10 protein-coding genes are annotated in these 15,078 nt (G+C 59.4%); 5 read left to right on the top strand and 5 right to left on the bottom strand.

The genetic code is table 11. The features are described 5' to 3' along the window. Window positions 1-16: 16 nt before the first annotated feature. The 4 genes from RAC79_RS04995 (at window position 17) to fdhD (ending at window position 4,075) form a co-directional block, all read left to right on the top strand. A complete protein-coding gene (locus RAC79_RS04995; RefSeq protein ID WP_035263533.1) occupies window positions 17-895 on the top strand; it encodes a F0F1 ATP synthase subunit gamma in 879 nt (292 codons plus the stop codon). Window positions 896-918: 23 nt separating this feature from the next. Next, on the top strand, window positions 919-2,373 hold the full coding sequence (atpD, locus tag RAC79_RS04990; RefSeq protein WP_065656966.1) for a F0F1 ATP synthase subunit beta: 1,455 nt from the start codon (window positions 919-921) through the stop codon (window positions 2,371-2,373). A 130-nt stretch (window positions 2,374-2,503) separates the two neighbouring features. Next, on the top strand, window positions 2,504-2,914 hold the full coding sequence (locus tag RAC79_RS04985) for a F0F1 ATP synthase subunit epsilon (RefSeq protein ID WP_003492358.1): 411 nt from the start codon (window positions 2,504-2,506) through the stop codon (window positions 2,912-2,914). A 354-nt stretch (window positions 2,915-3,268) separates the two neighbouring features. Beyond that, window positions 3,269-4,075 carry a formate dehydrogenase accessory sulfurtransferase FdhD gene (gene fdhD / locus RAC79_RS04980; protein WP_374996940.1) on the top strand — a complete coding sequence of 269 codons (807 nt, stop codon included), beginning with the start codon at window positions 3,269-3,271 and terminating at the stop codon, window positions 4,073-4,075. A 45-nt stretch (window positions 4,076-4,120) separates the two neighbouring features. On the opposite strand, the gene RAC79_RS04975 is transcribed toward fdhD, so the two are convergent. The 5 genes from RAC79_RS04975 to RAC79_RS04955 all read right to left on the bottom strand — a co-directional run bounded on the left by RAC79_RS04975 (window position 4,121) and on the right by RAC79_RS04955 (window position 13,485). Next, the gene (locus RAC79_RS04975) at window positions 4,121-5,890 is read right to left on the bottom strand and encodes a methyl-accepting chemotaxis protein (RefSeq protein ID WP_078052388.1); all 1,770 of its coding nucleotides are present in this window, start codon (window positions 5,888-5,890) and stop codon (window positions 4,121-4,123) included. A 331-nt stretch (window positions 5,891-6,221) separates the two neighbouring features. Further along, a complete protein-coding gene (locus tag RAC79_RS04970; RefSeq protein ID WP_003504949.1) occupies window positions 6,222-6,698 on the bottom strand; it encodes a chemotaxis protein CheW in 477 nt (158 codons plus the stop codon). Window positions 6,699-6,926: 228 nt separating this feature from the next. Beyond that, on the bottom strand, window positions 6,927-11,087 hold the full coding sequence (locus RAC79_RS04965) for a translocation/assembly module TamB domain-containing protein (protein WP_142844363.1): 4,161 nt from the start codon (window positions 11,085-11,087) through the stop codon (window positions 6,927-6,929). 45 nt (window positions 11,088-11,132) lie between these two features. Further along, window positions 11,133-13,058: an autotransporter assembly complex family protein gene (locus RAC79_RS04960; RefSeq protein WP_142844362.1), complete on the bottom strand. Its 1,926-nt coding sequence runs from the start codon at window positions 13,056-13,058 to the stop codon at window positions 11,133-11,135. 175 nt (window positions 13,059-13,233) lie between these two features. Then, the gene (locus RAC79_RS04955) at window positions 13,234-13,485 is read right to left on the bottom strand and encodes a YMGG-like glycine zipper-containing protein (RefSeq protein WP_003492347.1); all 252 of its coding nucleotides are present in this window, start codon (window positions 13,483-13,485) and stop codon (window positions 13,234-13,236) included. Between the two features lie 370 nt (window positions 13,486-13,855). Here RAC79_RS04955 and hemA point away from each other — a divergent pair, with 370 nt between their 5' ends. Then, window positions 13,856-15,073, top strand: coding sequence for a 5-aminolevulinate synthase (hemA, locus tag RAC79_RS04950; protein WP_078052391.1), 1,218 nt, complete (start codon window positions 13,856-13,858; stop codon window positions 15,071-15,073). The last annotated feature ends 5 nt before the right edge of the window (window positions 15,074-15,078 follow it).

The raw sequence follows: 15,078 nt of genomic DNA, 5'->3' as shown, positions 1-15,078 counted from the left end.
CTCGGACGGATAACGGATGCCTTCACTAAAGGATCTGAAAAACCGCATTGCCTCCGTAAAGGCGACGCAGAAGATTACCAAGGCGATGAAAATGGTCGCCGCGGCGAAGCTTCGGCGCGCCCAGGAAGCTGCGGAGGCCGCCCGGCCTTATTCTCAGCGCATGAGCGCCGTTCTCGCCAACATCGCCAAGGCGGTCGAGGCGGACGTTGCTCCGGCGCTGATGACCGGCACCGGCAAGGACGACGTGCACCTGCTCGTCGTCTGCACGGCTGAACGTGGCCTTTGCGGCGGTTTCAACTCGCAGATTTCCCGTTTTGCCCGCGATCACGCCCGCAAGCTGATTTCGGAAGGCAAGACGGTCAAGATCATCACGGTTGGCAAGAAGGGTTACGACAGCCTTCGCCGCGAATTTGCAGCCAACATCATCGAGCGCATCGAACTGCGCGACGTGAAGAAGGTCGGTTTTGAAAATGCCGACCAGATCGCCAAGAAGGTGATCTCGCTCTTCAACGCCGGTGAGTTCGATGTCTGCACGCTGATCTACTCGGAATTCAAGTCCGTCATCAGCCAGATCCCGACCGGCCTGCAGCTCATTCCGGCCGCAACGCCTGTTGTGGAAGAGGATGCCGCAACGCAGAACGCCGTCTACGAATATGAGCCGGATGCGGCTTCTATTCTGGAAGACCTTATTCCGCGCAACATTTCGGTTCAGGTTTTCCGGGCTCTGCTCGAAAACGTTGCCGGTGAAATGGGCGCCAAGATGAGCGCGATGGACAATGCAACGCGCAATGCCGGTGAGATGATCAACAAGCTGACGCTGTCCTACAACCGTCAGCGTCAGGCTCAGATCACCAAGGAACTCATTGAAATCATTTCGGGCGCGGAAGCGCTCTGAGGTAAGGAAAGAGGGTAAGGATAATGGCTAAGGCAGCTACCCCCAAGAAAACCGCAGCGGTGAACGGCGCGGGCAAGGTTACCCAGGTTATCGGCGCTGTTGTCGACGTGGCGTTCGAAGGCGAACTGCCTCCGATCCTGAACGCGCTCGAAACCGAGAACAATGGCAACCGCCTCGTTCTGGAAGTCGCGCAGCATCTCGGCGAAAACGTCGTTCGCACGATCGCCATGGACTCGACCGAAGGTCTGGTTCGGGGTCAGGGCGTCGTCAACACGGGTGCACCGATCTCCGTTCCGGTTGGTCCGGAAACGCTCGGCCGTATCATGAATGTCATCGGTGAGCCGGTTGACGAAGCCGGTCCGATCGTTACCGCTTCCAAGCGCGCCATCCACCAGGACGCGCCGGCCTATGTCGAGCAGTCGACGGAAGCACAGATCCTCGTCACCGGCATCAAGGTCGTCGACCTTCTGGCTCCTTACGCCAAGGGCGGCAAGATCGGCCTGTTCGGCGGCGCCGGCGTTGGCAAGACGGTTCTCATCATGGAACTGATCAACAACGTCGCCAAGGCGCACGGCGGTTACTCGGTATTCGCCGGTGTTGGTGAGCGTACCCGTGAAGGTAACGACCTCTATCACGAAATGATCGAGTCGAACGTCAACAAGCTCGGCGGCGGCGAAGGCTCCAAGGCAGCACTCGTTTACGGCCAGATGAACGAACCGCCGGGCGCCCGCGCCCGTGTCGCTCTGACCGGTCTGACGATCGCTGAAAACTTCCGTGACGAAGGTCAGGACGTTCTGTTCTTCGTGGACAACATTTTCCGCTTCACGCAGGCTGGTTCGGAAGTGTCGGCTCTGCTCGGTCGTATTCCTTCGGCCGTGGGCTACCAGCCGACGCTCGCAACCGACATGGGCCAGATGCAGGAACGCATCACCACCACGACCAAGGGTTCGATCACCTCGGTTCAGGCCATTTACGTTCCCGCCGACGACTTGACCGACCCGGCACCTGCCACCTCGTTCGCCCACCTTGACGCAACGACGGTTCTGTCGCGTTCGATCGCTGAAAAGGGTATCTACCCGGCTGTTGACCCGCTCGACTCCACCTCGCGTATGCTTGACCCGATGATCGTCGGCGAAGAGCACTATGAAGTGGCTCGTAAGGTTCAGTCGACCCTGCAGCGCTACAAGGCTCTGCAGGACATCATCGCCATCCTCGGCATGGACGAACTGTCGGAAGAAGACAAGCTGACGGTTGCCCGCGCCCGCAAGATCGAGCGTTTCCTGTCGCAGCCGTTCTTCGTTGCTGAAGTCTTCACCGGTTCGCCGGGCAAGCTGGTCGCTCTCGAAGACACGATCAAGGGCTTCAAGGGCCTGGTCAACGGCGAGTATGACAACCTGCCGGAAGCTGCTTTCTACATGGTCGGTTCGATGGAAGAAGCCATCGAAAAGGCAAAGAAGCTGGCTGCCGAGGCTGCCTGATCATGAATTGGCGGGCGCGTGGCTTTAGCCGCGCGCCCTGCCGACAATGGTGGCGAAACCGGACGGCTTTCGCCTGCGTTGTAAAAGACAAGTCCGTGACGCCCGCGTAATTGAAAAGAAGTGAATAGCCATGGCTGACAGTTTCAAATTCGATCTCGTTTCCCCGGAGCGTCTGCTCGTTTCCGAAACGGTTACGGAAGTCGTCATCCCGGCTACGCTGGGTGAAATGACCGTTCTGGCCAATCATGCGCCGACGATGACCACGATCAAGCCCGGCCTGGTAACGGTGAAGTTCGCTTCCGGCGAGACGCATAAATATGTCGTCTTCGGTGGTTTTGCCGATATTCTGCCGACCGGCTGCACGCTTCTCGCCGAATCCGCCGTTTCGGCCGATGACATGTCCCCCGACACGCTGCAGAAGCGTATCGATGCGGCCAAGGCCGAAATCGAAGAGGGCAATCATCACCACGAACATCTGACCAAGCTTGAAAAGCATCTTTATGAACTGACGAACCTGCATGAGGTTCTTGTCGCTGCTTGAAAGCACCGGGCGGGTTCGAAAGAATGACTGCCCACAAAAAACCTAAAGCAGAAAGCGGCCGTTTCGGTCGCTTTTTTGTTTTGGGCTGTTGCCTCACCATATCAGGCGAAGCATGGCTGCTTTCGCACAGACGCCCCTCACCCGGCCCGGTCTGAGCTTCCGAACGGCGTTGGCGGGAAGGCATCAGTGGTGCACGTGCGGAAAATGGGTGAGGCAAGGAGCCCCTTCAACGGGCGCACCCGGGAAACCGATTCCGATTTTCAGGGCTTTCGGTTAGATGTGATACCGGGAAGAAATGCTGCTTTGAGATCGTGAGAGAGACGAAGCGAATTTTCGTCATGGAGGAGTGATCGGGTGTCGGCAAAGGCAAGTTACCGGAGGGTCGCAAGAACCGCTTTGCGCGAAGGGGTCATAGTGGAGGGCGAGAGGGCGGTGCCGGAGGAGGTGCCGGTTGCCTTTTCCTATGGCGGCAGCACCCATGCCGTGATGATGGCCAGCCCCGCTGATCTTGTCGATTTCGCGGTCGGTTTCAGTCTTACGGAAGGCATCATATCCACAAGGGCAGAAATCCGTTCCATCGAGGTGACCGAGGCCGGGCAGGGCTTCGATGTTCAGGTGGATTTGCAGGATGCCAATGCGGATGCGCTGAGGGCAAGACGGCGGCATATGGCAGGCCCCGTCGGCTGCGGTCTTTGTGGCATTGAATCCATAGAACAGGCGGTCCGCGTGGTACCGGAGTTGAGCGGCGTGGAAGTCTCCATTGACGGAGATGACATCGTTGCTGCGGTGAAAGCGCTGAATGAAGCGCAAAGCCTCAATCGCGAAACAAGGGCAGTTCACGGCGCGGGTTTCTACAATCCTCAAAAAGGGCTGCTTGCTGTCCGCGAAGATGTCGGCCGGCACAATGCGCTCGATAAGCTCGCAGGTGCGGTCGTCAATGCGGACCTATCGCCCGATACGGGCATTGTGGTGGTCACCAGCCGACTGTCGGTGGAAATGGTCCAGAAGACCGCCATTCTTGGCAGCCCCATTCTGGCGGCGATCTCCGCGCCCACGGCGCTTGCCATCGAAACGGCCGAGAGTTCGGGTGTCACACTTGTGGCGCTGGTGCGGGGTGAGGATTTTGAAATCTTCACCCGGGCGGATCGTATCCTTCTATAACATTAAGGCCGCCGTTTCCCGGCGGCCCTTGGCTTCAGAGCGGGCCTAGAACTCCGCCCATTCGGCCGCTGCGTTTCCGTGAGATCTTGGCGCGGCGGCATATCGCGGTTGCGGCGTCGGGAGCCGGGTGACGACGGCCGGTTTTTTGTCGGCCGGGCGGGCGGGCGATGCCTCGTGGGATATTCTGAACTGCCGCAGCAATTCGTGCAGATTTTCCGCTTCCGTGGCGAGGCCGTGGCTGGCGGCGGTGGTTTCCTCCACCATGGCGGCGTTTTTCTGGGTGGCCTGATCCATGACGTTGACGGCCTGATTGATTTCGCTGAGACCATTCGCCTGCTCGCGCGAGGCTTCAACGATCGCCGAGACATTGGTGTCGATCTCGCTCATCTGCGACTGGATATCCCGGAGCGCGCCGCCGGTTCTGCCCACCAGATCCACACCGTTGGCGACCTGCTCGCGGGAGGTGTTGATGAGGGATTTGATTTCCTTGGCCGCAACGGCGGACCGTTGTGCGAGTTCGCGGACTTCCTGCGCCACAACGGCGAAACCCTTGCCCGCTTCGCCGGCCCGGGCGGCTTCGACACCCGCATTGAGGGCCAGAAGATTGGTCTGGAAGGCGATGTCGTCAATGACGCCGATGATATTGGTGATTTCACCCGAGGAACGCGAGATCGCATCCATGGCGGAAATTGCCTGCTGGACGATATCGCCGGAGTGTTCGGCATGTTCTCTTGTTCGCAGCACCAGCTTTCCGGCCTCGCCGGCGCGCCGGCTGGCATCGGTAACGGTGGTGGTGATTTCCTCCAGCGCGGCTGCTGTCTCTTCCAGCGAGGCGGCCTGCTGTTCGGTACGCTGCGAAAGCTGATCGGCAGCGATGCGGATTTCGCCGGAGCCCGAAGCGATTGTCGAGGCATTGTGGGCGATAGTCTGCATGGTGGCCTGCAGCTTGGCGACGACTTCGTTGAAGTCCGCGCGCAGCTTTTCCATGCTGGGCACGAAGCTGTTGTCGAGGCGCTGCACAAGATCACCTTCGGCAAGCGCCCGCAGGGCATCGGCAAGCACACTGATGGCGCTCATGCGCGGCGTGACATCCGTGGCGAATTTCACCACTTTGACAACCTTGCCCGCCTCGTCCAGCACCGGATTATAGGCGGCCTGGATCCATATTTCCTTGCCGTTCTTTCCATAGCGGACAAATTCATCCGAGATGAATTCCCCTGCCGCCAGTCGCGGCCAGAAATTGCCATAGGCAGGCGAGGCGGCATAGGCCGGATCGCAGAACATGCGGTGATGCCTGCCCTCGATTTCCTTGAGGTCGTAATTCACCGTGGCGCAGAAATTCGGGTTGGCGGTAATGATGGTGCCATCCGGGAAAAACTCGATGGTGGCCTGCGAACGGGAGAGCGCCTCCAGCTTGCCCGCATCGTCCACGGCCCTGATTTTCTTGGCGGTGATGTCGGTGGCGATCTTCACGACCTTATAGGGTTTGCCGGAACGGAAAACCGGGTTGTAAGAGGCCTCGATCCAGATAACCGAGCCGTCCTTGCGGATACGGCGATATTCCCTGGCCTGGAACTCGCCACGGGCGAGAGACTCCCAGAATTCCTGATAGGCCCGCGACCCGGCAAGCTCGCTGTCGCAGAAGATGCGATGGTGCTTGCCGACGATCTCGGTGAGATCATAACCCAGCGCCGTGCAGAAATTTTTATTCGCGGTGAGGATATTACCCTTGAGATCGAATTCTATGACCGCCTGCGATCTCGATATGGCATCGAGTATATTTCTGTTATCTGCGCTTTTCCCTAACCCCAGCATTATACGTCCCCCAAAAACGGCCCACGGCGCGGTGAGCCGCACAGGATATGCGGTCCACGTCGTATCATGTTGAACAACGAACAGGTTTGCCGCCGAAGGCAGCAATGCAGGCACTTCCGTCTCTCCGCCTCGGTCAGGTATTGGGCCAGCGTGATATTCCTGCCGGCGTGATACTGTTCCAGGGCTTTTAATATTAGATATCCATAATATTAAAATGTTCTTATTTAGTAAGGCGAGGTAAAGAGTAAAAACAAAACCGCCGGGCAGGAAGCGCCGGCGGTCTGGACTGATCGATAGTCTTCGTGTTGCGTGGCCAGCCGAAAAGGCCTGATTAGGCCGCGAGATCTTCCGCTTCGGTTCCCTTGAACATTTTCGCAAGGTTCAGGAAGCAGATCATGCCGTGTTCGTTGGCGATGATGCCTTCCGAATAGGACTTGTCGAAGGAAGCCGAGATTTCCGGAACCGGCTGCACCTGGTTTGCCGGGATCGTCAGAATGTCGGAAACACGGTCGACGAGCATGCCGATGACCATGTTGTGCACTTCCGCCACCACGATGGCGCTTCTCTCATTGGCGACAGTGCTCTTCATGCCGAGCTTGTGAGCCAGATCGATGATCGGAATAACAGAGCCGCGCAGGTTCATGACGCCGATGACGTCTTTCGGTGCGTGGGGAATGGGCGTAGAAGGCGCCCAGCCGCGAATTTCGCGGATGGTCGTCGTCTTCACGCAGAATTCCTGATCATGCAGGCGGAACGCGATGATTTCGAGCGTCTCACCGCCAAAATTGGTAGAGTTAATCATTGCCATCAGAATTCTTCCCAATGCTCGCTGTGGAGGCCGGCGCAAGTGCACCGACACTTGCATATGCGGATTTGGCGTTCTGCCTGGTGCCTGAACAGCCGGAAACAATATTTCCGTCTTCAATGGATGATTTGTATCATCAGATGGTTTCGCAAACCTAAATGCGGAGTGGCCCTAGAGTATTTTACGCATTGTCCGGATGTAAAAAACCGCCACGCACTTTTACTGGAAATGCTAATATTCCTTCTCGTAAAATATGCCGGCTGCGCCTTCGCCATCGCCACCCGCTTCCCCGCGTAGCTTCACACCCCGCCCGACATCGAGGTTGATGATGGCTTTTGCGCCGGATTCGCCGCTTTGCTGTAGCTCGAGATAGGTTCTTTCGTTCAGATATTTACCGGCGGAAACACGGGCCTGTCCTTCGGAATCGGTCGAAATATCGAGATCGTCGACGCCGAGATTGCTTCTGAGCTTGTCGAACAGCGAAGTGGAACGCCCGCCGGCCAACTGGGCGGCGGCATCGGCCAGCCTTGCGATTTGCAGAGCCGAGAGTTTCGACATGGACTGGCCGAAGATCAGCTGCGCCATCACCTCATCCTGCGGCAGGGCCGGTGCCGAGGAGAAGGCAAAGGTCGGATCGTTGGCGTTGCCGGAAACGGCCACCGTGATGGTCGTCGAACCGACTGTCGAGTCGGCCTTCATATCGAGGACCGGAACGAGGCCGCCGCCGAAACTGATATTGCCGGTGGTGAAATCGAGGCGGCGAGTGAGGATTTCGAGCCGGCCACGGCGCATTTCGAAGCCGCCGGAAATGACCGGAACGGCTGCCGTGCCACGGATCGTCAGATTGCCCGTGAGTTCCGCATCGATGCCGCGTCCGCGCACGAAGATGCCGCTCGGTGCGTTCACCTGCAGATCGAGATTGATGGTGGACGAACTGCCGCTGCCGCCCTGATCAGCCCCGAGCGCCTTGGCCTGCGCGCGCACCTTCGGTGGCGCGTTCTTGTGCTTGACATCGATTTCCGTCAGCGAGGCCGGAAGCTTTTCCGGAATGGTGATGGCGCTTCTGTCCAGCGTCAGGTTACCGCCCAGCACGGGAGAATTCAGCAGCGGGCCCTTCAACGTCAGCGTGCCGCTTACCACCGTCGTCACCAGCGTGCCGTCATTATAACCGGCGCGATTGAGCGTGATCGATATATCGGCGGGGAAACCAGAACCACCGGCTATGCCGACGCTGCCGGTTCCCGAGATCGTTCCGCCGCCCGCCAGCTTGCCCGTCAGTCGCGAAATGACGGCGCGGTCGCGGTCGAAGGTGATGGTGGCGCCCAGGTCGTTGATGGTCAGGTTCCGGCGCACATCGGTCAGGCGCGTACCATCGGTGGTGATGCTGCCGGTAACGACAGGTGCGGAAGCGCTGCCGGAAATCTTCACATCGATGGCGGCGGTGCCGTCCACATCGAGGCCCTGCGATGCGGTTTGCGCCGCGACGGCAGAGAAGGGCAGTCTGCCGGAAAACGCCATGGAAAGCGGACGATTGCCGGCGATGCCGAGCGAGCCGCCGCCGGACAGCGACATGCCGCCCTGGCCGGATACATTGGTGTCGATCTGCAAGGTGCCGCCCGCAAAGCGGCCGTTCGCCTTGATGCCGAGCGCGGCGAGGCCTGCCGCGCGTGTCTGCGCGACCTCGGCATTGGTCCAGTTCAGATTGTAATCGACCGCGGGGTTCGATGCCGCACCCTTGGCGCTCACCGTGCCGGAGATGCTGCCTGCCGCATCCAGTCCGGTGGCGAAGGCATTTGCGAGACTGGCGGGCAGCGAACGGATATCGGCATTGATGTCGAGCGTCGATCCGGCGCTGCCGTTGACCTCAACGCGCCCTTCACCTGTGATGATGGTCAGATCTGAGATACGGGCCGTGCCGTTCTGGATGGCGATGGTGCTCGGTTTTTCAAGGCGAACCGCAATGCCCTTGGGGGCGGCGGAAAAGGCGTCGACGCGCACTGTCATCGGCAATCCGCCGGTCTCAGCGCTGCCTTTTACCACCAGCGGCGCATTGTCGTAACGGCCATTGACGTCGAACTGCGTCGTCGTGCCTGAATGGCCGATGGTGGCATTCAGGCCCGATATCGCGGCGGCGCCGGCATTGACGCTATCGGCGCTGACCTTGCCATTGATGGCGAGAGCCTGAAGATCGTCGATGGAAATATCGGCGGCGAGTTTCGAGATCGTTGTTGTGCCCTGGCGGATGCTGTTGCCATTGGCCTTGATCGTCGCGGCAATTCGGCCATTGGCGTTGCTCAGGGCGATATCGCCGGAAATATCGCCATCCGCCTGCTGCGCGGCGAGGGCCGCGAGCAGGGCGAGGTCGGGGAAATTGAAGGAGAGATTGCCCGATGGCAGGAATTGCTGCGAGAATTGCAGCTGCCCGTTCAGGATGTTCCGGCCTACGGCCACATGCAGCTCGGGGATGGCCGTGCCGTTTTCGGTCTGCACCACATCGGCATGGGCGTCGATCTTCTGTCGGTCGAGGCTGCCGCTGGCGGTGAGCTTTGCCTGAGGCGCGGCGGGATCGGCCTTGCCGGTTGCATTGACCTTCAGCGATTCAAGTGTTCGCCCGGCAAGGATTGCGCTTTCGGAACTCAGGGTGACGTTGAAATCCGGTGCTGCCAGCGCGCCGCTGGCCTCGATTGCAAAATCGGCGACGCCCTTCGCCTGTGGCGTCAGTTTTTCAAGAGCGGGAAATTTACCCGTCAGGCTGGCGCTCAATGCATCGTTTTCGAGGCCGACATTGCCGGTTGCTTCGATGGTTCCCGACTTGACGACGAGGTTTTCAAGGCTGGTGCGTCCGCCGATGGTCACGTCGATATCGCCCTGGAGGGCGATGGTGGTGTCGAACTTTTCCGCAAGGGCCGGTGGAAGGGTGGCGGGCAGCGCGAAGAGCTGCACGCTGGAGGTCAGGCGATTGCCGGCGAGATCGAAACTGCCATTCAACGTCCCACCGACACTGGCGCTTTCCAGCGTCGCGCCGTCGAAGCCGATAGCTGACGAAGTGAGGCTGAGCGGCGCCTTGATGGTGAGGGGCGCCCGCACCAGCCGGTCGACATCGGGGCTGACGAAGGAGGATTGCGCCACGGACAGGACCGTCGCGATCGTGCCGCTGCGGTTGGCGATGTTGAGATCGGCGCTCTCGGCCGTCAGCTTGACGTCATCGAGCCTGCCTTGCGGCAGGGAAAGGCTGCGCAAGGATACCGTCGTGTTGAGATGCGCGGCGTCTGCACCGCCCTTGAGGGAAAGATCAAGGCCGTTGATGAGGGCCTGAACCTCGCCATTCTCCAGCGGCCAGCGAAAATCCACGGGGCCAGCGGTGCCGATGAGATTGGCGGCGAGATCGTTCTGACCGTTCGGATCGACCGTGCCTGACGCCGTCAACAGCAGGGTGCCGGTCTCCAGCGTGCTGCTGCCGATTTCGATGCGACCCTGCGGCGAAAGGGTTGCATTTGCGTCGAGCTTTGTCTCGCCAGCAAAAAGCTGACGGAAGGCCGGGGGCAGAAGTAGATCCGGCTGACCACCGCCTGCAATTTCGATACGGCGGGTGCCATCATCTGCAAGAAGGTGGCGACCGGTGACGTTGACGACAGGGTTGCCGGCGACATTGCCGCGCAGCGTACCCGTCCAGTTGGAAAGCGGGCCTTCGCCGTTGAGGTCTATCGCCACCGCAGGTGTTCCCGGAAGAGAAAGCAGCGTGGCGAGAAGACCGCCTTCGGGCTCCTTCATCTCCGCTTTCAGCTTCAGGACATTCTCATTCGGAAGGAAGGCGATGTCGGCATTGACCTCCGCATCCGGCGCATTGAGCCGATGGGCGGTGAGCGACAGCCGCATATCGTCCTGGGCAGCCGTCAGGTTGCCTTCCGCGTTGAGGTCGAACGGACGGCCGAGAAGCGATTGGCCGAGGCTGATATCTGGAAAGCTGAACTTGTCGACGGCGATTTCGATCGGCAGCGAGGAATTGCCGGAGCTCTTGGTCGATGTCTGCTCCGGGGCAAGCGGTTTGCGCTCGACATCGATCGATCCGGCCGAGACCCGGTCGGCATGGAAGGTGCCGGCAAGCAGCGAGAGTGGCGACCAGTCGACGGCGATCTGGCTCACGCGGGCATAAGGTCCCTGCCGGTCTGAAAGGGTGACATTGTCGAGCCGCAGGCGGCCGGTCAAAAGGCCGCTCGGGGGCGAAATTTCGATTACCTGATCGGGCGTGGAAACGATCGATGAAATCTGCTTTGCGGCAATTCTTGCGCCCATCGGGGTAAAACCGACGAACAGAACCGCAAGCAACACCAGCACCACGCCGCACAAGGCAGCGTAGCCCAGCCATTTCAGCAATCGAATCAACGTTTTCATAAAGGGTAATCTACACTCTGTTGCAAGGGTGTTCGACTGCGGCGTTTAAAAAGACTGACCGATGCCAGCATAAATGCCGAAACTGTTGCCACCATCGTATTTGTCGAGCGGCATGGCGACATCGAGACGCAGAGGCCCGAAGGGCGTCGCGTAACGCAGACCGATACCGGCGCCAGCCCGGATATCGGAAAAATCGGGTGCCACGTCTTCCGAAACCACACCCGCATCGATGAAGGGGACGATGCCGATCGTTTCGGTGACCTTGATGCGGGCCTCAATGGAGCCGACGACATAGGAGCGGCCGCCCGTCGCATCGCCGGCGGCATTATACGGCGATATTTCCTGATAGCTGTAGCCGCGTACCGATCCGCCGCCGCCGGCATAAAAGCGCCTGGTGGTGGGTATGTCCTGCAGATCGCTGCCACCGACCAGCACGCCGCCGGAAAGCTTTCCGGCCATGATCAACCGGTCCTCGGCGCCAAGTCCCTTATAGCCCGAAATGGAGCCTTCGAAAGAGGAAAAGAAGGTGCCGTTCAGTGCTTCATAGCTTGGCTTGGCGGCCACAGAGGCGCGAAAGCCTTCTGTCGGGTTCAGCTTGTCGTCGCGTGTATCACGAACGAATTCCAGCGGGATGGAAGTGGTAAGATATTCGTTCTTGCCGAATGCGTCTTCCGTATCGGCCCATTGCACCTCGAGGCCGGCTGCGGCTGTATCGGTATCGTTCAGCTCGTAGGCGAAACCGGCCGTGCCAGTCACGGTCTTGGCGTCGTATGTATCCGGGTGTTCGGTCTTGGCAATCAGGCTGGTCTTGAATGTGGTGCGTGGATTGAACATGCCGGGCTTGGTGAAAGTGATACCCGCCGAATAATCCATGCCTTCGACGCTCGATGCCTCTGCGATGCGCGAAACCGAACCTTCGATACGCAGCGATTCCGCCTGCCCGAACAGGTTCCTGTGGCCCCAATAACCCTGGAGGCCGATGCCTTCCGTGGTGGAATATTGCGCGCCGACGCCGAAATAGCGGTGCTTGCCTTCCGAAACCTCGATGGTAAGCGGAATGGTGCCGTCGCGCGCCAGCGTTCCCGCTTCCTTGATGGTCAGGCTGGAAAAGACGCCCAGCTGCCGCAGCCGGTCGGCGGCCTTGCGCAGTTTTTCCGGCGAATAGGGCTCGCCGCCATTGAGGCGCGAATAACGGCGGATAAAATCGCCATCGACGGTTTTTTCCCCCGTAACGGTCACCGTGCCGAGGGGCGCCACGGGACCGCCTTCGGCCGCCATGGTAATGTCCACCGTGTTTGTCGCGTGGTTGGCGACGGCCTCGCGTTTCGTCAGCTTCGCAAGCGGACGGCCTTCGGCCTTCAGATCATCGATCAGCTTGTTGCCGGCGCGGATGATGGCGAGAGAACCCGCGTCGCCGCCGGTCGTCAGGCCATATTCCTCAAGGTTGCGGCCGGTGACATCGCCTTCAAGCCTGACATTGCCGAGTTTGAAGACCGGGCCGGGCGTAACCGTAATGACCACGGGCACCGGAGCGGAATGATCGAACACCGGATTGGGCGGCAGGCTATCCACATCCTTGCCGGCAACGGTGACCTTGACGATGCCGCCATAACGGGCGTTTTCATAAAGCGCCGCGATCAGCCTGTCCCGGTCGTCTCTTGCCTTTATCAGAAGGCCAAGATCGCCGGAGGCCGGTTTGTCCTTGTCGGCAAGAAGCAGCGAACTGTTTTCCAGGCTGTCTTTCAGGGAACTATCGGCGTCCGTGGCATCGAGCGTGACGGCGTATTTGACGGGGTTGATAACCTCGACCTCCGGTTCTTCCGAACCCCAGAGGCGCATGCCGAACAGTTTGAAGGCAAAGGCATCACGGGTAAACGCCGGATACAGGGCGAACGTCACAGCAACCGCAAGCGCGGTGCCAGCTTTCCGATACGCAATACCTGTCTTCGGGTTAGTTCGTGTTCTTCGCATAAGCTGCTTTATGGTTGAGCCTTTATTGTCGCCCTAACCCGTTTCCTGTCCGTTAACATTGCAATTTAATCATAAATAAACGGCTTTGAGGACCCTTGCGCTTGTGTTTTGCCGCCCAAAACGCAAAAAGCCCCGGTTGACCGGGGCTTCTGTGCAACGGTATTTAGCGAAGCGATTAGCGGCAACGCGCCGTGTAACGCTGACCGTACTGGTCGCGATAATAGCAATAGCCCGGTTCGGAAGCATTGCCGATGAGGGCACCGCCCACGCCGCCGATTGCCGCACCCACTGCCGCGCCACGAACGTTGCCCGTGATAGCGCCGCCAAGGACAGCACCGGAAACGGCGCCGATTGAAGCTCCCTTTTCGGTCTGCGTGCAGCTTGCGAGCGACAGGCCGACCAGCGCAAATATGATTGCCTTTTTCATGAAACTCTCTCCAACGTTACAATGAGCTCTTGTGGCTCGGTAGGCGTCCCATATTTATCTGCGGCGACTGCTACCTCCGACCGCCACAGATAACTAACAATTCGATGTCGTTTAGGGAAGCCTCCACTTTCGGCATTCCTCCGAGCGTAATCGATTGCGTCCCAAACAACGGCGCGGCGCAAAAAAGGTTCCAAAAATCCGGGTTTTTTGATGTGAATCAATTTTGTACTTTTCATCGGGTTCTATAAACGGTTTATTGGAATGGTTCAAAACAACGGCGAATTGACGCAGACGCGGTTAATGTGGCCCGCAAGGGTTGACGCTCCCGGTGTCGAGGCACAAAACGATCTGGTCAATTCTGGAGCATGGCATGGACTTCGAGGCATTTTTCACGACGGAACTGCAAAGCCTGCATTCTGAGGGACGTTATCGCGTTTTTGCGGATATCGAGCGCCAGCAGGGCAATTTCCCACGTGCGACACGGTATAACGCCAATGGCGAGCGCAAGGATGTGACCGTCTGGTGCTCCAACGACTATCTCGGCATGGGCCAGAACCCGAAAGTCATCGAAGCCATGAAGGCCGCCATCGATCACTGTGGCGCGGGTGCGGGAGGCACCCGGAATATTTCTGGCACCAACCACTACCACGTCCTGCTCGAGCGCGAACTTGCCGATCTCCACGGCAAGGAATCGGCGCTGATTTTCACCTCGGGTTATGTCTCCAACTGGGCGACCCTCGGCACGCTCGGTCAGAAAATTCCGGGCCTGATCATTTTCTCGGATGCGCTCAACCATGCATCGATGATCGAAGGCATCCGTTATGGCCGCTGCGAGCGGGTGATCTGGAAGCACAACGATCTCGAAGACCTCGAAGCCAAGCTCAAGGCGGCGGATCCGAATGCGCCGAAGCTGATCGCCTTCGAATCCGTCTATTCGATGGATGGCGATATCGCGCCGATCAAGGAAATCTGCGATCTGGCCGACCGTTATGGCGCCATGACCTATCTTGACGAAGTTCATGCCGTGGGCATGTATGGACCGCGCGGCGGCGGCATTGCCGAGCGCGAAGGCCTGATGGATCGCCTGACGATCATCGAGGGAACGCTCGGCAAGGCCTTCGGCGTTATGGGCGGCTATATTACCGGTTCTACGGCGGTCTGCGACTTCATCCGCTCCTTCGCTTCGGGCTTCATCTTCACGACAGCCCTGCCGCCGTCGCTTGCTGCCGGCGCGATTGCGTCGATCCAGCATCTGAAGGCAAGCCCCTTCGAGCGCGCCCGCCATCAGGACCGGGTGCGCAAGCTTCGCGGCCTTCTCGATGCGCGCGGTATTCCGCACATGGACAACCCAAGCCACATCGTGCCTGTCATGGTGGGTGATGCCGCCAAGTGCAAATGGATTTCGGATATCCTGCTCGACAGTCACGGTGTCTATGTGCAGCCGATCAACTATCCGACCGTGCCGCGCAAGACCGAGCGCCTGCGCATTACGCCGACACCGCTGCACAGCGATGCCGATATCGAGCATCTGGTCGGCGCGCTGCACCAGCTCTGGTCGCATTGTGCGCTGGCGCGGGCGGTGGCGTGAGGCCG

The organism is Agrobacterium sp. LR_9 (genome assembly GCF_041954855.1).
In the GTDB taxonomy this organism is placed as follows: domain Bacteria; phylum Pseudomonadota; class Alphaproteobacteria; order Rhizobiales; family Rhizobiaceae; genus Agrobacterium; species Agrobacterium leguminum.
The sequence above is the reverse complement of the archived record's forward strand: the minus strand, read 5'-3'. Positions and strand labels throughout refer to the sequence as shown.

What these genes read in the sequence shown, in the direction of transcription:
- hemA (WP_078052391.1), top strand. Translation starts at nt 13,856, where the DNA reads ATGGACTTCGAGGCATTTTTCACGACGGAACTGCAAAGCCTGCATTCT.
- atpD (WP_065656966.1), top strand. Translation starts at nt 919, where the DNA reads ATGGCTAAGGCAGCTACCCCCAAGAAAACCGCAGCGGTGAACGGCGCG.
- RAC79_RS04955 (WP_003492347.1), bottom strand. Translation starts at nt 13,485, where the DNA reads ATGAAAAAGGCAATCATATTTGCGCTGGTCGGCCTGTCGCTCGCAAGC.
- RAC79_RS04960 (WP_142844362.1), bottom strand. Translation starts at nt 13,058, where the DNA reads ATGCGAAGAACACGAACTAACCCGAAGACAGGTATTGCGTATCGGAAA.
- RAC79_RS04975 (WP_078052388.1), bottom strand. Translation starts at nt 5,890, where the DNA reads ATGCTGGGGTTAGGGAAAAGCGCAGATAACAGAAATATACTCGATGCC.
- RAC79_RS04965 (WP_142844363.1), bottom strand. Translation starts at nt 11,087, where the DNA reads ATGAAAACGTTGATTCGATTGCTGAAATGGCTGGGCTACGCTGCCTTG.
- RAC79_RS04985 (WP_003492358.1), top strand. Translation starts at nt 2,504, where the DNA reads ATGGCTGACAGTTTCAAATTCGATCTCGTTTCCCCGGAGCGTCTGCTC.
- RAC79_RS04995 (WP_035263533.1), top strand. Translation starts at nt 17, where the DNA reads ATGCCTTCACTAAAGGATCTGAAAAACCGCATTGCCTCCGTAAAGGCG.
- RAC79_RS04970 (WP_003504949.1), bottom strand. Translation starts at nt 6,698, where the DNA reads ATGGCAATGATTAACTCTACCAATTTTGGCGGTGAGACGCTCGAAATC.